This window comes from Bradyrhizobium sp. MI1.10 (assembly GCF_055811035.1).
In genome coordinates, this window is sequence record NZ_JBVVPN010000001.1 from 298,273 (window position 1) to 320,201 (window position 21,929).

Genomic DNA, 21,929 nt, shown 5'->3' on the forward strand with positions numbered 1-21,929 from the left:
TCCGCGATCCCCTTTGGATCGGGCCGGCACGTCCTGAGCGAGAAGAGCTCAGCATCGAGATCGATGCACGTTCGCGTGGCGCTTCCCTGACCCGAGCACTCCAAAGGATCTTCAATGCACACGATCGTACTGGCCACCCAAAAGGGCGGCAGCGGCAAGAGCACGCTCGCCATCGGCCTCGCGCTGGCAGCCAAGCAGGCCGGCTTCACCGTTCGCCTCATCGAAACCGACCCGCAGGGCACACTGTCCAACTGGCAGCGCCGCCGCACCACCGACGATCTCGTCGTCGAGCCGATCTATCACGCCGCCGACATCGAGCCGCGCCTGAAGATGCTGGCCGACAGCGGCCTCCAGCTCGCGATCGTCGATACCGCCGCCGGCCTCAGCGCCGCGACCACCGCCGCGATCCGCCATTCTGATCTCTGCCTGATCCCGGCCCGCCCAAGCGTCGCCGACATCGAGGCGACCGTTTCGACGCTGAGCGTCGCGCGTGCCTGGAAGCGGCCTTACAGCTTCGTCCTGAACCAGACTCCGATCCGCGGTCAGCGCATCGACAATGCCGCCAACACCCTCGCCGAGGAAGCAGCGCTCGATCTCGCCGAGGTGCTCGCGCGCCCGCTGATCGGGATGCGCAACGACCACCAGGACTCGCTCGCGAGCGGCCTTGCGGTGAGCGAATTCGCGCCGAACGGCAAGTCGACCGAGGAGATCCGCGGCCTCTGGCATTGGATCGAGACCCGGCTCGAGCTCGCCGCCACCACCAATGTCCTGATCGACCAGGTCATCGCGGCCGCGGACGGAATGTTGCACGTGGCCGCCGAGCTAGCGGCCGACGAGACCACGACACTGGCGTCCTGAGCGGGGCAATCGCTCAGACGCCAGCCGGCCCTTCACCATCCGGAAGGGCCCCAGCGACGGAGCAATCCGGCCACCAGCCCGGCTGGATTGCTTCGCTTCGCGTTTTTGAGAGGACTCCATCCATCGGCATTGCGAGCACAACGAATTCGCTTTCGTAGCCTGGATGGATCGCACCATCGCGCCCCTCTGGCTCAATCCAACCGCACATTGCCTTTATCGCGCAGCCAGGCTTCACGCCGCACGATCCATTTCTCTGCTTTCGACTGTCCGCCGTGATGCGCGAGCTCGACGAAGCCGACGAACTCTGCACCGGTCTTCTGCTTGACCCGGCGTGAGGCCTCGTTGGTGGCCGCGTTGCAGACGTAGAAATGATCGAGGCCCAGTGTAATGAATGCGAAGTCGTTCACCGCGGCGACCGCTTCCGTCATCAACCCGCGGCGCCAGTAAGGCTCGGCCAGCCAAAAGCCGCGATGGCCTTTCAGGCCTTCGGCACGGGGCCGGAAATGAATGTTTCCAATCGCCTCATCATCGCCGCCCTTCAGCACCAGCACCCAGAGATAAATCTCCTCTCCGGCTGAGACCTTGTCGAACTGCAGCTGGACGAAAGCTTCTGCGCCATCGGCTGGATACGGCCAGGGTACGACGGTGGAGAGATGCCGAATGATATTCCAGTTGTCGAAATGGCGCTGGATCGCCGGCGCGTCGGATAGCGCGAGCGGACGCAGGATCAGCCGTTCGGTTTCAAGTTGCGGCGTCTGTATGAGCAGCTATTTTTGACATTTCGGACACCAGAAGGTCGACCGGCCGTTCTGCGTGAAACGCTTGACGATGCCGCCGCATCGCGGCGTGGTGCATTTCTCGCCCTCGCGGTCATAGACCTTGAACGAGTGCTGGAAATAGCCGAGCTCGCCCGAGGTCTGGCGGTGGTCGCGCAATGACGATCCGCCGGCTTTGATCGCATCGTTCAGCACGGTGTGGATCGCGCCGACCAATCGCTTTGCGTGGTCCGTCGTCTCGCCCTTCTTGGTCGAGAGTGTCGCCGCGATCCGGCGCGGCGACAGATGCGAGCGATGCAGGGCTTCGCAGACATAGATATTACCGAGCCCGGCGACCACGCGCTGATCGAGCAACGCGGCTTTCAGGCTCGTGGTCTTGCCTGCGCAGGACCGCGCCAGCATCGCTGCGTCGAATTCGTTGCCGAGCGGCTCGGGGCCGAGCCCGCGCAGCAGTGGCTCGTCGTCGAGCGCACTGCGCGCGATCACTTTCATGTAACCGAAGCGGCGCGGATCGTTGAAGATGATGTCGGCGCCGGAGGACATCCGAAACAGCACGTGATCGTGCGTGGAGTCCTTGGCTCGCGGATGGTGAAACTCGCCGGGCGCTACCTCGTTGTCCGGCTTGATGACGCGAAACGAGCCCGACATGCCCAGATGCATCAACAGCACGTCGCCGGAGGCGAGATCGGCCATGAGATATTTTGCACGGCGGCCGAGCCCCGTGACGACCTGCCCCTTCAATCGGGCCACGAAATCCGGCTGGAAGGGAAAGCGCAAATCGGGCCTGCGGGCCTCCGCGACCAGGATTTTTGCGCCCTCCATGACAGGCTGAAGGCCGCGGCGGACGGTCTCGACTTCGGGCAATTCGGGCATGGTCAGGCATTCACCTTATGAGGGCGGTGTGATAGCGCCATTGCGGCGGGCGCGCTATGGTCCGCCTCGTGGAGTAGAGTAATGGATCGGCCGGGCGAAACCACGCATTTTGGCTTCAGGGACGTGCCCCTGGGCGACAAGCAGACGCTGGTGAACGATGTGTTTCACAGCGTGGCGTCGCGCTATGATTTGATGAACGATTTGATGTCCGGCGGCCTGCATCGGGTCTGGAAGGACATCATGATCACCGCGCTCGACCCGCCGCGAGGCGACCGGCCGTTCGCGCTGCTCGACGTCGCCGGCGGCACCGGCGACATCTCCTTCCGCGCCGCCAACGCCGCAGGCCCCGGCTTCCATGCCACCGTCTGCGACATCAATTCCGGGATGCTGGAGGTAGGCCGCGAGCGCGCCGCCAAGCGGCATCTCGAGACCCAAGTCGATTTCGTCGAAGGCAATGCCGAAGCGCTCGCTTTCGCCGACCGCAGCTTCGACGCATATACGATCGCTTTCGGCATTCGCAATGTGCCGCGGATCGATCTCGCGTTGGCCGAAGCCTATCGCGTGCTCAAGCCAGGCAGCCGCTTCCTCTGCCTGGAATTCTCCACCGTCGAGATGCCCGGGCTGGATCGCCTTTATGACCTGTTCTCGTTCAAGGTGATCCCGCCGCTCGGCCGCATGATCACGGGTGACGCCGAGTCCTACCAATATCTGGTCGAGTCGATCCGCAAGTTTCCAAGACCCAACGCCTTCGCCGACATGATCCGTGACGCCGGCTTCGCCCGCGTGAACTGGCAGATATTGTCCGGCGGCATCGTCGCACTGCATTCGGGCTGGCGTTTGTGATCTCTGCCATAACCCATAGTGCGCGCCTGATGCGCGCCGCGTTCGTCTTTGCGCGCGAAGGCGTGTTCGGCGCCGTCGATCCGAGCCTGGTGCCGCCGCCCGGACAACTCGCGCTGAAGCTTGCGCGCATCATCGAGCGGCGCGGCCCGAAGCACGGCCCGCGGCTGTCGCGTGCGCTGACCCGGATGGGCCCGGCCTATCTCAAGCTTGGGCAATTTCTGGCGACCCGCCCCGACGTCGTCGGCGTCATCATGGCGCGCGACCTCGAAAGCCTTCAGGACCGCCTGCCGCCGTTCTCGCAAGCCGAAGCGGAAGCTGTGATCGCGACCTCGCTGGAACGGCCGCTGACCGATGTGTTCGCGAGCCTCAGTGCGCCGGTCGCAGCCGCCTCGATCGCACAGGTACATCGCGGCGAAGTCCTGCGCGACGGCATCCGCAAGGCGGTCGCCGTGAAAGTGCTGCGGCCCAACGTGGCCGCACGCTTCCGCCGCGACCTCTCCGACTTCTTCTTCGTCGCATACAAGGCCGAATCCTATTCGTCCGAGGCGCGGCGCCTGCGCCTCATCGAGGTCATCAACACCATGTCGCGTTCGGTCGCGATGGAGATGGACCTGCGCCTCGAGGCCGCGGCGCTGTCGGAAATGGCGGAGAACACGCGCGACGATCCTGATTTCCGCGTACCGACCGTCGATTGGGACCGTACCACGCATAACGTGCTGACGATGGAATGGATCGACGGCATCGCGCTGAACGATCACAAGCGCCTGGCAGAATCGCAGGTCGATCTGCCCGATCTCGGCCGCAAGGTGATTCAGAGCTTCCTGCGCCACGCGCTGCGCGACGGCTTCTTCCATGCCGACATGCACCCGGGCAATCTGTTCCTGGATGACGCGGGTCGCCTCGTCGCGGTTGATTTCGGCATCATGGGCCGGCTCGGCATGAAGGAGCGGCGCTTCCTCGCCGAAATCCTGCTCGGCTTCATCACCCGCGACTATCGTCGCGTCGCGGAAGTGCACTTCGAGGCGGGCTATGTGCCCGCGCATCACTCGGTCGAGAACTTCGCGCAAGCGATCCGCGCCATCGGCGAGCCCATTCACAACCGCACGGCGGAAGAGATCTCGATGGCGCGGCTGCTGACGCTGCTGCTCGAGGTCACCGGCCTGTTCGACATGACCACGCGGCCCGAGCTGATCCTGCTCCAGAAAACCATGGTGGTGGTCGAGGGCGTGGCACGCGGCTTCGATCCCAAGCTCGACATCTGGAAGGTCGCCGACCCCGTGGTGCGGGAATGGATCGAGCGCAATCTCGGCCCGATCGGCCGGGTCCAGGGCGCGATCTCCGGGACCGGCGATCTCGCGCGCATCCTGATGCGTCTGCCTGACATCGCCGAGCGCTCGGTTGCGGTGCTCGAACAGCTGGAGACCATGACCCGGGAGGGCATCCGGCTGTCGCCGGAGAGCATCGCGGCGATGGGCCGCAGCGAGGGCCGCAAGAACCGTTGGCGCACCGTGGCGCTCTGGATCATTGCCGCGACCTTCATCGGCATCCTGATCGCCGTCCGGAATCTTTGATTGCAGTGCAATCACACAGATGCTAGCATCGCTATCATTTGTGCTGGAGGGGCGTCATGGCGAGCCTGACCATTCGCAAGCTCGACGAAGGCATCAAAACTTACCTCAGGCTGCGCTCGGCCAAGAACCGCAGGTCGGTCGAGGAAGAGGTCCGGGTCATCCTCGGGGAGCTGATCGAAGGCCGTGAGGAGCCCCTGACGCCGTTCACGGCGCCGCCCGCGGCCTTCACCACCCCGATTCCTCAACGCACCGGCGCCGTTCCAGAAGCCAGCGTCACCCTGATCATCGGCGGCGGGATCGCGGCGTACAAATCGCTCGACCTGATCCGAAGGCTCAAGGAGCGGCGGATCGAGGTCCGCTGCGTGCTGACCAAGGCGGCGCAGCAATTCGTCACCGCGCTGGCCGTGAGCGCGCTCTCGCACGAGCGCGTCTACACCGACCTGTTCGATCCCCAGAGCGAGTTCGACGCCGGTCATATCCGGCTGGCGCGGGAGTGCGACCTGATCGTGGTGGCGCCTGCGACCGCGGATTTGATGGCCAAGATGGCCAACGGCCATGCCGACGATCTCGCCAGCGCCATCCTGCTCGCGACCAACCGCAAGGTCCTGCTCGCGCCGGCCATGAATCCGCTGATGTGGAACAACGCGGCGACGCGGCGCAATGTCGCGCAGCTTCAACGCGACGGCGTGATGTTGATCGGGCCGAATTCCGGCGAGATGGCGGAAGCAGGTGAAGCCGGCATCGGCCGCATGTCCGAAGCGATCGAGATTGCGACCGCCGCCGAGCGGCTGCTGCGGCCGCCGGTGCTGCGCCCACTCGCCGGCAAGCGCGTGCTGATCACCGCAGGCCCGACCCACGAGCCGATCGACCCGGTGCGCTACATCGCCAACCGATCCTCCGGCAAGCAGGGCTTTGCGATCGCCGCCGCCGCACAGGCCGCGGGCGCCGAGGTGATCCTGGTCAGCGGCCCGGTCGATCTCAGCGATCCCCAGGGCGTGACGGTCAAGCATGTGGAATCGGCGCGGCAGATGCTGGAGCAGGTGCAGGCCGCGCTTCCCGCTGACATCGCGATCTTCGCCGCCGCAGTCGCCGACTGGCGGGTCGTCAATGAAGGCGAGCAGAAGCTGAAGAAGACCTCGGCCGGCATGCCGCCGCTCCAGCTGGTCGAGAACCCCGATATCCTCGCGACGATCTCGAAACTGACCGACAAGCGTCCGCCACTGGTGATCGGCTTTGCCGCCGAGACCGAGCACCTCATCGACAACGCGAAGTCGAAGCTTGCCCGCAAGGGCTGCGATTGGATTGTCGCCAACGACGTCTCTCCCGCAACCGGCGTGATGGGCGGGGACCGCAACACCGTGCACCTCATCAGCCGCAACAATGGTGCCGATAACGGCGAGATTGCAGTTGATTCCTGGCCGGCGATGACCAAGGAACAGGTCGCCATTGAACTGGTCGCGCATATCGCAAAGAGCGTGACCGGCAAATCCCGGGAGCCCGCATCTTGAGCACCAAAGTCACCGTCGAACTGCAGCGCCTGCCCCATGCGGAAGGGCTGCCGCTGCCGGCCTACCAGACCAATGATGCCGCCGGTCTCGACCTCATGGCGGCGGTGCCCGAGAACGAGCCGCTGACGCTCGCGCCCTGCCAATACGCGCTGGTGCCGACGGGCCTCGCGATAGCGTTGCCGCCCGGGTACGAGGCGCAGGTGCGGCCGCGTTCCGGCCTTGCCGCCAAGCACGGCGTCACCGTGCTGAACTCACCGGGCACGATCGACGCGGACTATCGCGGCGAGATCAAGGTGATCCTGATCAACCACGGCCAGACCGCCTTCGTGGTCAAGCGCGGCGAGCGCATCGCACAGATGGTGATCGCGCCAATGGTGCAGGCCGCGCTGGTTCCCGTGGCGACCCTGTCCGCGACCGACCGCGGTGCCGGCGGATTCGGCTCGACCGGCCGCTAAGACGGGGTGAGCGTTGGGTGCACCTCTCCCGCTTGCTTGCGGGAGAGGTCGCGCCGAAGGCGCGGGTGAGGGTTCTATCCTCTGGGGGATTGTCCCGTTGCCGAGATACCCTCTCCCCAACCCTCCCCCGCGAGCGGGGGAGGGAGCGCACCGGCTTCGCGGTAAGCTCCGCATGACGCGCGATCACACGGCAATTCCACTCGAATCACCCGAGGAACTACGTGAATTGGAACACCGCGCCCGCATTTTTTTGGGGTCGCCGTTGCGTTCACGGTCTGGACTCTTACCGGTGGAGTCACGGTGAGGGTATTGTCGTTTGATTCGCGCGCGACGGGGGTCGCCGCGCGCAAATTCGTGCGATCTTGGGGCAACTATGTCAGGCGTGATCGTGTCGATGCGTCGGACGCTGCTGTCGTGCACATCGCTCGTGCGCAACGGCTTGTTGGGAAGCGCTCTCGCAGCGCTGCTGCCGGCTGCGCCGGCTGAGGCCGCCGACCTCGTCGACACACTCTCAGCATTGCTGGATTTCAACCGGCAGGAACTCGCGGTGCTGGCCACCGCGCTGGCCTTGCTCGGCTTCTCGGTGGTCGCCGCGATCCTCCTGATGCGCACGCGCGTGCGCACGGCGAAGAATGAGGCGCGGCTGCGCGCCCGGATCGGGGAACTCCAGCTCCAGGCCGACCGCTTCGGCGCACTGCTGTTCGCCGAGCCGCAGATCCTGATCTCCTGGCCGGCCGGCGACAATCGCGCGCAGATCTCCGGTGACATCTCCATGGTGCTGCCGCGCGACTCCTCTCCACAGCGCGTGCTCGCGTTTGGAACCTGGTTGCCGCCGGAACCGGCGCTCCGGATGGATCACGCGGTCGATGCGCTGCGCGACCGCGGCGACGGGTTCCAGCTGACGCTCACCACCGCGCATGGCCACACGCTGGAGGCGATCGGCCGCGCCATCGGCGGCCAGGCCATCGTCAGGATTCGCGAGCTCTCAGGGCTCCGCCGCGATCTGGCCGAGACCAATCTGCGTTACAAGGCCCTCTCCGACGAGACGGAAATGCTGCGCGGCTTCGCGACCGCCGCACCCTGGCCGATCTGGGCCAAGGGCGAGAACGGCGCGCTGGCTTACGCCAACCCCGCCTATGTCCGTGCGACCGAGGCGGCCAGCATCACCGACGCCCAGGAGCGCAAGCTCGAGCTGCTCGACAGCGCCGACCGCACCGCGATGGAGCGGGGGCTGAAGGAAACGGCCAATTTCACCTCGCGCCTGCCGATCGTGATCGGCGGCGAGCGGCGCATCTACGACGTGCGCGCCGTCAATGTCGGCGGCGGCAATGTCGGCGTTGCCATTGATGCCAGCGAAGCGGATGCCTTGAGCTCGGCGCTGGTGCGGATGGCGGAAGCGCATCGCCGCACGCTCGACCAGCTCTCCTCCGGCGTTGCCGTGTTCGACGGCCAGCGCCGGCTTGCCTTCTACAATGATTCCTACCGCCAGCTGTGGGACCTCGACCGCACCTTCCTCGACGCCAACCCTGACGATTCCAGCGTGCTCGACAAGCTCCGCGCCGCGCGCAAATTGCCGGAGCAGCCGGACTTCCGCGCCTGGAAGGCGAAGCTGCACGAGGCCTATCGGGCGGTCGAGGCTGCCAAGGACACCTGGTACCTGCCCGACGGCCGCGCGCTCTCCGTCGTCACCACGCCGAACCCCGAAGGCGGCGTCACTTATCTGTTCGACGACGTCACCGAGAGCCTCGAGCTTGCCCGCCGCTTCGACGGCATGATCCGGGTCCAGCGCGAGACGCTGGACAGCCTCGCCGAGGGCGTCGCGGTGTTCGGCAGCAACGGCAAGGCGCAGCTGTTCAACCCGGCCTTCGTCCGGATGTGGAAGCTGTCCGCTGACGCCATGCGCGACGAGCCGCACATCCAGACCGTCGAGGGCTGGTGCCATCAGCTGTTCGATGACGCGATCGTCTGGCGGCAGATCCGCGAGGCCGTCACCTCGATCGAGAGCCGCGCCGACGTTCCGCTGAAGCTGGAGCGCAAGGACGGCAGCGTGCTCGACGGCATGATCCGGCCCCTGCACGACGGCGCAACGATGCTGACGTTCCAGGACATCACCGACACCGAGAACGTCGAGCGCGCGCTGCGCGAGCGCAACGAGGCGCTGGAGGCCGCCGACCAGATGAAGGTGGATTTCGTCCACCATGTCTCCTACGAGCTGCGCTCGCCGCTCACCACCATCATCGGCTTCGCGCATTTCCTCAGCGATCCCTCGACCGGGCCGCTGACGCCGAAACAGGCCGAATATCTCGACTACGTCACCAAATCGACCAATGCGCTGCTGGCGCTGACCAACAACATCCTGGATCTCGCCACCATCGACGCCGGCGCCATGAAGCTGGAACTCGGCCCGGTCGACGTCAGCAAGACCATCGAGCTCGCCGCCGAGGGTCTCCAGGACCGGCTCGCCACCGACCGCATCCGCCTCAAGGTCGAGATCGCGCCCGATGTCGGCAGCTTCACCGGCGACGAGAAGCGCGTGGTGCAGGTGCTCTATAACCTCCTTGCCAATGCCGTCGGGTTTTCTCCACCGGATTCCACCGTCGGCATCAGCGCCCGCCGCACCGAACGCAGTGTGGTCTTCACGGTGACAGATTCCGGGCCTGGAATACCTGCCGACATGAAGGACAAGGTGTTCAACTGGTTCGAGAGCCGCTCGCAGGGCTCGCGTCATCGCGGCGCCGGGCTCGGCCTGTCGCTGGTGCGCTCCTTCGTCGAGCTGCATGGCGGCAACATCCGGGTCGATTCGATCGTGGGCAGGGGCACGGTCGTGATCTGTGATTTCCCGACCGACCAGGCGGCGCATCGCGACGCCGCCGAATGACTGCGCCAGCCACATTCTCCGTCGCGCTCCACAACGAGACGGCCACTGCGCAATTGATGGCCGACCTCGCGCTGCTGGTCGGCCCCGGCGATGTCATCACGCTCACCGGCGATCTCGGGGCCGGCAAGACCGCGGCGGCGCGAGCCATGATCCGCTACCTCGCCGGCGACGATGCACTGGAAGTGCCGAGCCCGACCTTCACGCTGGTGCAGGGCTACGAGCTGCCGCCATTCCCGGTGATGCATGCCGACCTCTACCGCGTCGAGGACGAGAGCGAGCTCGAAGAGATCGGGCTGTCGCCGCTGCCGGAAGCAACCCTCGTCCTGATCGAATGGCCGGAGCGCGCGCCCTCGGCGATGCCTCAAGACCGCATCGACATCGCGCTGACGCACCGGCCGGCACTGGGCTCGAACGCACGCGCCGCCGACATCACCGGCCATGGCAAGGCTGCCGCCATCGTCGCGCGGCTAAAGGCGCTGCGAGAATTCCTCGATGCATCCGGCTACATGGAGGCAACGCGCAAGCGGATGGCAGGCGACGCCTCGACGCGCTCCTATGCGCGGCTGCTGCGCGACGACGAGATCGTCATCCTCATGAACTCGCCGCAGCGCCCGGATGGCGCTGCGATGTACAACGGAAAATCCTACAGCGCCGCGGTGCATCTCGCCGAAAACATCAAACCCTTCGTCGCCATCGATGAGGGCCTGCGCGCGCAGGGAATCTCCGCGCCCGCGATCCATCATTCCGACCTCGACCACGGATTCCTGATCAGCGAAGACTTCGGCAGCGAAGGCGTGATCGAGGGCGATCCGCCCCGCCCGATCACCGAACGCTACGAAGCCGCCGTCGATTTGCTAGCCGTGCTGCACGGCAAGACGCTGCCGGAGACGCTGCCGCTCGGGGGGCAGACCTACGCCATTCCCGTCTTCGATACCGAGGCACTGCTGACCGAAATTGGGTTGATGCCGGAATGGTACCTGCCCGATCGCAACGCGCCGCTGGACGACGGGAAGCGCGCCGAATTTTTCGCGATGTGGCGCGAGCTGCTGCAGAAGCCGCAGGCCTCGCCGAAGACGTGGATCATCCGCGACTATCACTCCCCGAACCTGATCTGGCTCGGGAATCGCACCGGCATCGAACGCGTCGGCGTGATCGATTTCCAGGACACCGTGCTGGGGCCGCAATCCTACGACGTGGTGTCGCTGCTCCAGGACGCCCGCATCGATGTGCCCGAGGCGATCGAACTGACGCTGCTGTCGCGCTACATCAAGGCGCGCCGCGCCAGCGCCGCGAGCTTCGACGCGGCCGGCTTCGCGGAGCTCTACGCCATCATGTCGGCGCAGCGGAACACGCGTCTGCTCGGCACCTTCGCCCGCCTCAACCGCCGCGACGGCAAGCCGCATTATCTGCGTCACCAGCCGCGGATCTGGACCTATCTCCAGCGCTCGCTGGCGCATCCCGCGCTCGCCCATCTGCGCGACTGGTATCTCGCCAATGTCCCGCCACCCCGAAGGCCGGCCCAAGGCTGAGGCCCAAGGCTGAAAAGGCTAGCAGGGGCGGAAAAGGCTGATTCGGGGCCCGATTTACCGGCTGTTAGCCAAGACACCGGTAATCTAGCGGCGAGGCAGCCGGATGATTACGGGGCTGGAGCAGGGCAGATGGCGGTGAAGACGGACCAGCGCGGCAACAGCCGGGTTGTTTTCGAACGCGGGATCGCAGCCCAGATGATGGGTATCGACGGCACCTGGCGGCGCGATTGCACCATGGAGGACGTCTCCGACAGCGGCGCCAAGCTGACCATCGACGGCTCAGTCGAAGGCTTGCATCTGAAGGAGTTTTTTCTGCTGCTGTCGTCCACCGGACTTGCGTACCGACGCTGCGAGCTCGCCTGGGTCAATGGCGACCAGATCGGCGTCAACTTTCTCAAGCTCGGCGACAAGAAGAAAAAGACGCGTTCCACATCCATCGGGGCGTAACGGCAACACCCGTCGTACAAGCGTCACGGCAGGTGGTTAAGGCGATTAAGACGCGGTGCGGTCAGTCGAACCTCGTGTTAGGATTGCTGCGAACGCGAAATCAGTAGGTCTGAGAAAGCGAAGGATGTCCGTCAAACCGACCAAAGCCATGGTGCTCGCCGCAGGGTTCGGCCTGCGCATGCGTCCGTTGACGGACAAGATGCCGAAACCGATGGTTCCGGTGGCCGGCCAGCCGCTGCTCGACCACGTGCTCGACAAGCTCGCCCACGCCGGAGTGAGCGAGGCGGTGGTCAACGTGCACTATCTGCCGGACCAGATCATCGATCACACCGCATCCCGCCAGCATCCGCGCGTGACCATCTCGGACGAGCGCAACCAGGTGCTCGGCACCGGTGGCGGCGTGGTCAAGGCACTGCCGCTGCTCGGGGACGCACCGTTCTTTCACGTCAATTCCGACACGCTGTGGATCGACGGCGTGCGCTCGAACCTGACGCGGCTCGCCGAAAACTTCGACCCTGAGCGCATGGACATTTTGCTGCTGATGGCGCCGACGGCGACCAGCATCGGCTATAGCGGCCGCGGCGATTACGGCATGCTGGCGGACGGCGCCCTGCGCAAGCGCAAGGAAAAAGAGGTCGTTCCGTTCGTCTATGCCGGCGCGGCGATCCTGTCGCCGTCGATCTTCGCCGATGCCCCCACGGGCGAGTTCTCGCTGACCAAGATGTTCGACCGTGCCAACGAGCAGGAGCGGCTGTTCGGCCTTCGCCTCGACGGCGTCTGGATGCATGTCGGCACGCCTGATGCCGTCCACGCGGCCGAAGAGGCGTTTCTGGAGAGCGTGGCGTAGGGCCGCTCTCGCGCACGGTGCCGTAGGGTGGGCAAAGCGAAGCGTGCCCACCATCTAAGCTGAAATTCGCGGAAACATGGTGGGCACGGCGCGTTGCGCCTTTGCCCACCCTACGGCACCTGTTCTGGTCCGGCGAACAGCGGGGACTATCTCCCTCCACCCATATCCATTTGAGTCCGCCTCCCTATATTGGCGCCTGATTCCCGAATCAGGCAGCTCATGCGCGTTTTCAGCGTTCCCATCTCAGTTCCGTTCCTGCGCACCGTCGTCTCCAGCCTGCTCGACGGCCGGCTGGTCGAGGGCTTTGAGGCGCGCAAGGAACCGGCGCGGCTGGCGGACGCCACGCTGTACCTGCCGACACGGCGCGCCATGCGCGTCGTCCGCGAGATCTTCCTCGACGAGATGAAGGCGGATGCGGTCGTGCTGCCGCGCATCGTCGCGCTCGGCGACATCGACGAGGATGAGCTCGCTTTCGCCGATGAGGGCGAACAGTTTTCCGGCGCAACGCCGCTCGACATTCCGCCGCGGCTCGGCGAGCTCGAACGGCGGCTGACACTGGCGCAGCTCGTCGCGGCCTGGGCCAAGGGCCCGGTGCTGTCTCCGCTGGTCGTCGGGGGCCCCGCCTCGACGCTGGCGCTGGCTTCCGATCTCGCGCGTCTGATCGACGACATGGTCACGCGCGGCGTCGACTGGAGCGCGCTCGATGGCCTCGTACCTGATATGCTCGACCGGTACTGGCAGCACTCGCTTGAATTTTTGCGTATCGCGCGCATCGCTTGGCCGGGTCATCTCGCCGAAATCAAACGCATCGAGCCCGCTGCCCGCCGCGACCTCCTGATCGATGCCGAAGCCAAGCGGCTGACCGCGCATCACCAAGGCCCCGTGATCGCGGCCGGTTCGACCGGCTCGATGCCGGCCACGGCAAGATTTCTCCATGCAGTCGCCTCGCTGCCGCATGGCGCCGTGGTGCTGCCCGGCCTCGACACTGATCTCGACGACGATGCATGGCGCAGCATCGGCGGCGTACGCGATTCGCTCGGCAAGTTCGCTGAGCACCCGGTCTCGAACCATCCGCAATATGCCATGCACGCGCTGCTGGATCGGTTTGGCATCAAGCGCAGCGACGTCGATAGTCTCCAGCCACCGGCGGAAGGCGGTCGCGATCTGCTGGCGTCGGAATCGATGCGGCCCTCGGCCAAGACCGAGATATGGCACGACCGGCTGAAGCAGCCGGATGTGGCCGCGAAGATCACCGGCGGCATGAAGAACCTCGCGGTTGTCGAAGCCCCCAACCCGGAAATGGAAGCGCTCGCCATCGCCATCGCGATGCGCGAGGCGCGGCACCTCGACAAATCCGCGGCGCTGGTCACGCCCGATCGCGCGCTGGCGCGGCGGGTGATGGCTGCGCTGACACGATGGGATCTCGCATTCGATGATTCCGGCGGCGATGTCCTGATGGAAACCGCCGCCGGCGTCTTTGCGCGACTGACAGCGGAGGCTGCGACCAAGGGATTGGAGCCGCCGACGCTGCTGGCGATGCTGAAGCATCCGCTATGCCGGATCGGCCGGGCGTCTGGTGCATGGAAGGCGGCGATCGAAGACCTGGAGCTCGCTTTGTTGCGCGGCACGCGCCCGCCCGCGGGCACCGCCGGCCTGTTGCGCGAATTCAATCGCTTTCGCGAGGAACTGGCAAAGCTGTGGCGCAGCGAGGTCTCCGCGCTGCACAAGGCCGAGCCGCGTGCACGTCTCAAGGCCGAAGACCTCGATCGCATTCAGGTGCTGATCGATGGCTTACGACAAGCCTTGGCGCCGATCGAGAGTCTTGCATCATCAAGACCATATGACTTCGCCGAACTCGCGCATCGGCATCGCGAGATCATGATCGAGCTGTCGCGCGACGAGCAGGGCATCCCGCTGGCGTTCGAGGAGCGCGAAGGCCTCGCGCTCGCGAGCGCCTTCGACGATCTCCTGCGCGGCGGCACGACCAGCGGATTGATGGTCACGCTGCCCGACTACGCAGACGTCTTCCAGACCGCGTTCAGCGATCGCGCGGTGCGGCGGCGGGACAGGCCGGGCGCGCGCTTGCAGATCTACGGCCCGCTGGAATCGCGCCTGATGCAGGCCGACCGCATCATCGTTGGCGGCCTGATCGAGGGGGTCTGGCCACCGGCGCCGCGGATCGATCCGTGGCTGAGCCGACCGATGCGGCACCAGCTCGGCCTCGATCTGCCGGAACGCCGCATCGGCCTCTCCGCCCACGATTTTGCGCAACTGCTCGGTGGCGACGAGGTCATCCTCACCCACTCCGCCAAGGCCGGCGGTGCGCCGGCGGTCGCCTCGCGCTTCCTGCATCGGTTAGAGGCGGTCGCGGGCGATGCGCACTGGAAGGCCGCGATTCGCGCGGGCGAGAAATACGTGCGGTTCGCAGCCGCGCTGGACCAGCCCGACGAGGTGAGACCGATCAAGCAGCCCGAGCCGCGACCGCCCCGCGCGACCCGGCCGCTCAGGATGTCTGTGACCGGGATCGAGGACTGGCTGCGCGATCCCTATACGATCTACGCAAAACACATTTTGCGGCTCGACGCGCTCGATCCCGTCGACATGCCGCTGTCGGCCGCCGACCGCGGCTCGGCAATCCATGATGCGCTCGGCGAGTTCACGGAACGCTACGCCACCGATCTGCCAGATGATCCCTCACGCGTGCTGCGCGCGATCGGCGAAAAATACTTTGCGCCATTGATGGAGCGACCCGAGGCGCGGGCGCTGTGGTGGCCGCGCTTCCAGCGCATCGCGCGCTGGTTCGGCGAATGGGAGACGGCGCGGCGCGGCGCGATCGAGGTGATCACCGCGGAAACCCGCGGCGAAATCTCGATCCCGCTCGACCATGGGCGCAGCTTCCGTCTCTCCGCTCGCGCCGACCGCATCGAACGGCGCCAAGGCGGCGGCTACGCTATCCTCGACTACAAGACCGGCCAGCCACCGACCGGCAAGCAGGTCCGCATGGGCCTGTCGCCGCAGCTCACGCTGGAAGCCGCGATCCTGCGCGAGGGCGGTTTTCCCGACATCGATGCTGGTGCGTCCGTGAGCCAGCTCGTCTATGTTCGCCTGAGCGGCAACAATCCGCCGGGCGAGGAGCGCGTTCTCGAGCTCAAGTATAGGCAAGGCGACGAGCCGCAGCCGCCGGACACCGCGGCTGCTGAGGCCAGGGCCAAGCTCGAGGCGCTGATTCGCGCCTTCGACGACGAGAACCAGCCCTATACCTCCTTGAACCTGCCGATGTGGACCAACCGCTACGGCGCCTATGACGATCTCGCCCGGATCAAGGAATGGTCCGCGGCCGGTGGATTGGGGATCGAGGAATGGTGAAGGCACCGCGCCCCATCCCGGATGAGTTGCGCGCGCGACAGGCGCGCGCATCGGATCCGACCGCGTCGGCCTTCGTGTCGGCCAATGCCGGCTCGGGCAAAACGCATGTGCTGGTGCAGCGCGTGATCCGCCTGCTGCTCTCGGGCGTGCCGCCGGAAAAGATCCTCTGCATCACCTTCACCAAGGCGGCTGCCGCCAACATGGCCGAGCGCGTGTTCACCACGCTCGGGCATTGGGTGACGCTCGACGACACCGCGCTCGATGCGGCGATCCGTGACGTCGGCATTCCCCATCCGGACCGAAAACTGCGGCGCGAAGCGCGCAAGCTGTTCGCCTGCGCGCTGGAGACGCCGGGCGGGTTGAAGGTGCAGACCATCCACGCGCTGTGCACGCGCCTGCTCCAGCAGTTTCCGTTCGAGGCCAATGTCCCCGCGCGCTTTGCCGTGATCGACGAGCGCGACCAGACCGACATGATGGAGCGCGCCAATCTGAAGGTGCTGCTGGAGGCCGCGCGCGACCCTGAAAGCATCACCGGCCGCGCGCTGCAGACCGCGATGGCGAGCGCCGCCGACGTCACCTTCAAGGAGGTCGTGCGCGAGGCATGTCTCAGCCGCGACCACTTCATGGCCTGGACCGATGAGGCCGGCAACGCCGAGGCCGCTGCTGCGCAGATGGCGGCCGTGCTGGGCGTGGACGCAAACGACCGCATCGAGGATGTCGAGACGGAGATTCTCGACGGCCCGTATCTGCCGCGATCGCGCTGGGACGACATCGCCTTCGCGCTGGAAGACGGCAGCAAGTCCGACAACGACCAGGCCAGCCGGCTCCGCGAAGCAAAGGCGTTTTCCGGTGCCGCGCAGGTCGATGCCTATCTCTGCGTCTTCCTGACCGACGAAAAGCTGCCGCGCAAGGCGGTGCTGACCAAGAAGTTCGGCGAGCAGAAACCATCCGTCGCCCGCCTGTTCGAGAACGAGGCGCAACGCCTGGCAGGATTGATCGAGAAGCGCCGCACGGTGACCATGCGCGACCGCAGCGCGGCCCTGCTGCATATCGCAACCGCCGCCGCCGCAAACTACCGTCGCGAGAAGCAGGAGCGCGGCCTGCTCGACTATGACGATTTGATCGACAAGACGCTGGCGATGCTCGACCGCGTTTCCTCGGGCTGGGTGCATTACAAGCTCGACCGCGGCGTCGATCACGTGCTGATCGACGAAGCCCAGGACACCAGCCCGCGGCAATGGGACATCGTCGCGCACATCATCTCGGAATTCACCGCCGGCGAAGGTGCGCGCGAAGGCCTGAATCGCACCGTCTTCGCTGTCGGCGACGAGAAGCAGTCGATTTTCTCCTTTCAGGGTGCTCAGCCCCGGGAGTTCGACGCACGCCGACGCGAGCTGCACCGCAAGTTCACGGCGGCCGGACTGAAATTCGATCCGGTCGCCTTCACCTATTCGTTCCGCTCCGGCGCCGCGATCCTGCATTCGGTGGACCACGTCTTCCGCGAGCCCGCGATCTACAAGAGCATCCATTCGCTCGAGACCGGTCATCCCCTGCACAACGCTCTCGGCGATGCAGGTCCCAGCGTGATCGAGCTCTGGGACCTTGCGGAAGCCGACGACAGGCAGGAGATCGAGGGCTGGCGCGCGCCGTTCGACGGCGTCGCCGCCACCAGCCCCGAGGTGAAGCTCGCGCGCCGGATCCAGACCGAGATCAAGCGGCTGGTCGAGAGCGGCACGCTGACGGGCCACGAGGGCGAGCGGCGTCCCCTGCGTTATGGCGACATGCTGATCCTGGTGCGCCGCCGCGGCAACGCGTTCGATGCAGTGATCCAGGCGCTGAAGCACGCCAACGTTCCGGTCGCCGGCGCCGATCGGCTCAAGCTCACTGAGCACATCGGAATCATCGACCTAATGAATCTTGCGGACGCGCTGCTGCTGCCGCAGGACGATCTCGCGCTCGCGGTGGCGCTGAAGAGCCCGCTGTTCGGGCTCGATGACGACGATCTGTTCCAGCTGGCCCATGACCGCAAGGGATCGCTGCGCCGCGCGCTCGGCGAACATGCCCCGACAAGCGAGACATTCACTGCGGCGTTGCGACGCCTCGAAGCCTGCGAAACCCGAGCCCGCGAGGAGACGCCGTTCGCCTTTTACGCCTGGTTGCTCGGGGGCGACGGCGGACGCGCGCGCATGCTGCGCCGGCTCGGCCATGAGGCCAATGACGCGCTCGATGAGTTCCTGGAGCTGGCGCTGAATTACGAGCGCAAGGCGCCGGCCTCGCTGCAGGGTTTCATGGCCTGGCTGCGCTCGGCCGATACTGAGGTGAAGCGCGACATGGAGATCTCGCGCGACGAGGTGCGGGTGATGACCGTGCACGGCGCCAAGGGCCTGGAGGCCTCGGTCGTGTTCATGGTCGACACCACATCGTCGCCCGCGGATTCGCAGCGGCTCCGGCTGATCCAGGTCCCGCGCGGCAATGGCGGCGAGGTGGTGGTCTGGGCCGGACGCAAGGCGGACGATCCCAAGCCCGTCGCCGACGCCCGCAAGGCGATGCTCGAGGAGACCGAGGACGAATACCGCCGCCTGCTCTACGTCGCGATGACGCGCGCCGCCGACCGGCTCATCGTCGGCGGCTGCATGCCCGGCAACATGAAGACGGTCCGCAAGCTGAGCTGGTACGATCTGGTCGACACCGGGCTCGCCGGCTCGGGCCTGGCGAAAGAGACGATCGAGACGCCGCTGGGAAAGGTAACGCGCTTCTCCCGACCGGAGGATGTCGTGGCGCTGGGCACGCCCGCGATCTCGTTGGACCAGACGACCGCGCTCCCGGTCTGGCTGCGGACGCCGGTACCGCCCGAGACCATCGAAGACGATCCGGTGCGCCCCTCCGGCCAGCCGTCCGGGGAAGGCCGCACCGTGCTGTCGGGCGAATCAGTGCAGTCCCGCGCGCTCGCGCTGCAACGCGGCACGCTGGTGCACCGGCTGCTGCAATCGCTCCCCGACATCCCCACCGAGCGTCGGCGCGAGGCCGCGCTCGGCTTCATGGCGCGCAATGCCGCGGACTGGGCGGAGGCCGACCGGGCCGCGCTGGCCGACAAGGTGCTCGCCTTGATCGCCGAACCACGGTTTGCCCCCGTGTTTGCCGCCGGCAGCCGGGCGGAGGTCGCGATTGTCGGCAGGCTGGAACGGCCGGGCCACGCTCCCGCGCTGGTGTCCGGCCAGATCGACCGGCTGGTCGTTCGGCCGGATGAGGTCTTGATCGTCGATTTCAAGACCAATCAGGCGGCTTCCAAGAGCGCCCATGCGGCGCCCGCCGCCTATGTCCGCCAGCTGGCGCTATATCGGGCGGTGCTATCGCGGCTTTATCCCCAAAAGCCGATCCGCGCCGTCCTGCTCTGGACCGAGGCCCTTGAATATATGGAGATTTCGGCTCCCGCGCTGGACGCGGCGCTGGCATCTCTTCATCTCGGTGTGAGCGTCCTTGACCCGGCAAGGAGCCATTCATAGGTTGACGCCATGATCTCGGGCGCGATTCCCGTCGCGCCCTTCTCTCAGGTACGAGGTACTCCCATGGCCGTTGGTAAGGTTTCTGACACCGATTTCGAAGCCGAAGTGCTCAAGGCAAACGGCCCCGTGGTCGTCGATTTCTGGGCCGAATGGTGCGGCCCCTGCCGCATGATCGCACCCGCGCTCGACGAGATCGCCGGTGCGATGGGCGACAAGGTCAAGATCGTGAAGCTCAATGTCGACGAGAGCCCGAAGACCGCGTCGAAATACGGCGTGATGTCGATCCCGACCCTGATGATCTTCAAGGGCGGCGAGATGGCCTCCCGCCAGGTTGGCGCGGCGCCGAAGGCGAAGCTGCAGCAGTGGATCACCTCCGCGGTCTGATCCGCCTCGCGGAAGAATATTTTTGGAAGCGGCCGGCGAAAGCCGGCCGTTTTGCGTTGATGGGACATGTCCAGCGTATGATGAGTCCCGCCTGTTGCCTCCCCCTCCCGCAAAGCGCGCGCGAAAGTCGACGTCCCTCGTGGCGATGGAGGCGCGCTCGGTCGACGAGATCCCGCGCGGCAAGGAGTGGCAATACGAGCCGAAATGGGATGGCTTCCGCTGCCTGCTGTCGCGCGACGGCGGCAGTATTGATCTGCGTTCGAAATCCGGCGAGGACCTCGCACGCTATTTCCCCGAGATTGTCGCGACGGCGCTGAAGCTGAAGGCGGATCGCTTCACGCTCGACGGCGAGATCGTCGTGCCGCACGGCAAGGGGTTTTCCTTCGACGCTCTGCTGCAACGCATCCACCCTGCAGCGAGCCGCGTGAACAAGCTCTCGGAGGAGACGCCGGCGCTCTATCTCGCGTTCGATCTGCTTGCGACGGCCCGGGAGAAACAACTTGCCGAGCAGCCGCTGAGCGAACGACGGCCGGCGCTGGAAGCGTTTGCCAAGGCCCATCTGAAAGGCAGCATCTTCCGCCTCTCACCGGCGACCACGAGCTACGCCATTGCGAGGAAATGGCTGGCGCAATCCGGCGGCGGCTCGGACGGCGTCATCGCCAAGCGCATCGACCTGCCCTACCAGGCGGGAAATCGCGACGGCATGCAGAAGATCAAGAAATTCCGCAGCGCCGATTGCGTGGTCGGCGGCTTCCGCTATGCCACCAACAAGATCGCCGGCCGGAAGGTGGTGGGATCGCTGCTACTCGGACTCTATGACGACGAAGGTCTCCTGCATCATGTCGGCTTCACCTCGGCGATCAAGGCGACGGACAAGCCCGATCTGACCGATCGGCTGGAGGCGCTGATCGGCGAGCCGGGCTTCACCGGCAACGCGCCGGGCGGGCCGAGCCGCTGGTCCACCGAGCGCTCGGCCAAGTGGTGTCCGCTCAAGCCGAAGTTGGTGATCGAGGTTTGCTACGACCATTTCAGCGGCGAGCGCTTTCGCCACGGCACCTCGATTCTGCGCTGGCGTCCCGACAAGGCCCCGCGGCAATGCAGCTTCGAGCAGCTGAAGCAGAAGGTGGCCGATCCGATGAAGCTGTTGAAACAGCCGTAACCGGTAGCCCGGATGGAGCGCAGCGTAATCCGGGGCCGTCGTCATTTGTGGCACGATTCCTGGATTGCGCTTCGCTCCATCCAGGCTACGAGGCGACGGCGCTAGGCAATCCATCCCGTCGCCAGCGCGTTCGCCAGCTCCGGCTGGCCGTTGCGGCGAGCAAGCGCGGCCATCGTCTCGTGATCGTAGACGACTTGGCGGAACGTGAGCTGCCAGGCACCATCGGTTAGCTCGAGAATCGCATAGCGCGCGTGCGGCGTACCGGCCTCCACGACATGCGGGAACGGATGCTTGTCGCGATAGCCGGGGCTGCCGACGCTGCCGGGATTGACGATCAGCCTTCCATCTCGAAGTCGCACGGCACGGGCGAGATGGGTGTGGGCGCACAGGATCAGCGATTGCGTGATGCCTTGCGCAAATTGCTCGATGCGATCGAGCGGCGACAGCGCCACCGCGCCATCCGGATGCACCGTATCGAGCCAATAGACTTCGTCACTGTCGGGCGTCGCGTGGCAGAGGAACACCTGCTCGCGAAAGACGCGCGTCATCGGCTGCGCACGCAGCCAGTCGAGTTGCGCGGCGTTGAGTTGCGCATGGGCGGGGCGATCCCACGAGCCCATCTTCTCCGGCGGACGATCGAGCAGATAGCGATCGTGATTACCGAGCACGTGCACGGCATCGAGTCGCATCATGACCTCGACGGTGCGGCGCGCATCGAGCGGGCCGCTCAGCATGTCGCCGAGATCGACGATGTCGGAGACGCCTTGCGCGCGGATGTCGGCGAGCACAGCTTCCAGCGCGAGGTAATTTCCGTGGACGTCGGCAATCGCTGCAAAACGCATGGGTCTTCCTGTAGCCCGGATGGAGTGAAGCGTAATCCGGGGCCTTTGTCGCTTTTGGTACAATCCCGGATTGCGCTTCGCTCCATCCGG

At 65.9% G+C, this 21,929-nt stretch carries 16 protein-coding genes; 13 read left to right on the forward strand and 3 right to left on the reverse strand.

Annotated features, from left to right (window positions below; translation table 11 throughout):
* Window positions 1–114 precede the first annotated feature (114 nt).
* Window positions 115–858, forward strand: coding sequence for a ParA family protein (locus AC0L3K_RS01310; RefSeq protein ID WP_007598370.1), 744 nt, complete (start codon window positions 115–117; stop codon window positions 856–858).
* 191 nt (window positions 859–1,049) lie between these two features.
* Here the strand turns inward: AC0L3K_RS01310 and AC0L3K_RS01315 are convergent, their stop codons facing one another.
* Together AC0L3K_RS01315 and mutM are read right to left on the reverse strand one after the other, a co-directional pair.
* The gene (locus AC0L3K_RS01315) at window positions 1,050–1,619 is read right to left on the reverse strand and encodes a GNAT family N-acetyltransferase (protein WP_473365436.1); all 570 of its coding nucleotides are present in this window, start codon (window positions 1,617–1,619) and stop codon (window positions 1,050–1,052) included.
* A 6-nt stretch (window positions 1,620–1,625) separates the two neighbouring features.
* On the reverse strand, window positions 1,626–2,507 hold the full coding sequence (mutM, locus tag AC0L3K_RS01320) for a bifunctional DNA-formamidopyrimidine glycosylase/DNA-(apurinic or apyrimidinic site) lyase (protein WP_473365403.1): 882 nt from the start codon (window positions 2,505–2,507) through the stop codon (window positions 1,626–1,628).
* 81 nt (window positions 2,508–2,588) lie between these two features.
* On the opposite strand from mutM, the gene ubiE reads away from it, so the two are divergent.
* The 12 genes from ubiE (at window position 2,589) to AC0L3K_RS01380 (ending at window position 20,997) form a co-directional block, all read left to right on the forward strand.
* A complete protein-coding gene (ubiE, locus tag AC0L3K_RS01325) occupies window positions 2,589–3,350 on the forward strand; it encodes a bifunctional demethylmenaquinone methyltransferase/2-methoxy-6-polyprenyl-1,4-benzoquinol methylase UbiE (protein WP_007598374.1) in 762 nt (253 codons plus the stop codon).
* Window positions 3,347–4,921, forward strand: coding sequence for a 2-polyprenylphenol 6-hydroxylase (gene ubiB / locus AC0L3K_RS01330; RefSeq protein ID WP_007598375.1), 1,575 nt, complete (start codon window positions 3,347–3,349; stop codon window positions 4,919–4,921). The genes ubiE and ubiB overlap by 4 nt, the downstream gene beginning before the upstream one ends.
* Window positions 4,922–4,977: 56 nt before the next feature.
* Window positions 4,978–6,429, forward strand: a complete 1,452-nt coding sequence (gene coaBC, locus AC0L3K_RS01335; protein ID WP_473365404.1) for a bifunctional phosphopantothenoylcysteine decarboxylase/phosphopantothenate--cysteine ligase CoaBC — start codon at window positions 4,978–4,980, stop codon at window positions 6,427–6,429.
* Window positions 6,426–6,884, forward strand: a complete 459-nt coding sequence (gene dut, locus AC0L3K_RS01340; RefSeq protein ID WP_219678826.1) for a dUTP diphosphatase — start codon at window positions 6,426–6,428, stop codon at window positions 6,882–6,884. Before coaBC ends, dut begins: the two co-directional genes overlap by 4 nt.
* Before the next feature lie 373 nt (window positions 6,885–7,257).
* Window positions 7,258–9,762 carry a sensor histidine kinase gene (locus tag AC0L3K_RS01345; protein WP_354200281.1) on the forward strand — a complete coding sequence of 835 codons (2,505 nt, stop codon included), beginning with the start codon at window positions 7,258–7,260 and terminating at the stop codon, window positions 9,760–9,762.
* Complete coding sequence (gene tsaE, locus AC0L3K_RS01350; protein WP_354200282.1) at window positions 9,759–11,291, forward strand: tRNA (adenosine(37)-N6)-threonylcarbamoyltransferase complex ATPase subunit type 1 TsaE; 1,533 nt, start codon at window positions 9,759–9,761, stop codon at window positions 11,289–11,291. The genes AC0L3K_RS01345 and tsaE overlap by 4 nt, the downstream gene beginning before the upstream one ends.
* Before the next feature lie 129 nt (window positions 11,292–11,420).
* A complete protein-coding gene (locus AC0L3K_RS01355) occupies window positions 11,421–11,738 on the forward strand; it encodes a PilZ domain-containing protein (protein ID WP_007598394.1) in 318 nt (105 codons plus the stop codon).
* A 124-nt stretch (window positions 11,739–11,862) separates the two neighbouring features.
* Window positions 11,863–12,585 carry a nucleotidyltransferase family protein gene (locus AC0L3K_RS01360; RefSeq protein WP_007598395.1) on the forward strand — a complete coding sequence of 241 codons (723 nt, stop codon included), beginning with the start codon at window positions 11,863–11,865 and terminating at the stop codon, window positions 12,583–12,585.
* Window positions 12,586–12,804: 219 nt separating this feature from the next.
* A complete protein-coding gene (gene addB / locus AC0L3K_RS01365) occupies window positions 12,805–15,951 on the forward strand; it encodes a double-strand break repair protein AddB (protein WP_007598396.1) in 3,147 nt (1,048 codons plus the stop codon).
* Window positions 15,945–19,454: a double-strand break repair helicase AddA gene (gene addA, locus AC0L3K_RS01370; RefSeq protein ID WP_473365405.1), complete on the forward strand. Its 3,510-nt coding sequence runs from the start codon at window positions 15,945–15,947 to the stop codon at window positions 19,452–19,454. Before addB ends, addA begins: the two co-directional genes overlap by 7 nt.
* Window positions 19,455–19,517: 63 nt before the next feature.
* Complete coding sequence (gene trxA, locus AC0L3K_RS01375) at window positions 19,518–19,838, forward strand: thioredoxin (protein WP_007598398.1); 321 nt, start codon at window positions 19,518–19,520, stop codon at window positions 19,836–19,838.
* Window positions 19,839–19,983: 145 nt separating this feature from the next.
* Entirely contained in the window at window positions 19,984–20,997 is a 1,014-nt protein-coding gene (locus AC0L3K_RS01380; protein WP_354200387.1) for an ATP-dependent DNA ligase, read from the forward strand.
* 101 nt (window positions 20,998–21,098) lie between these two features.
* Here the strand turns inward: AC0L3K_RS01380 and AC0L3K_RS01385 are convergent, their stop codons facing one another.
* Window positions 21,099–21,839, reverse strand: coding sequence for a metallophosphoesterase family protein (locus AC0L3K_RS01385; RefSeq protein WP_354200285.1), 741 nt, complete (start codon window positions 21,837–21,839; stop codon window positions 21,099–21,101).
* Window positions 21,840–21,929 lie beyond the last annotated feature (90 nt).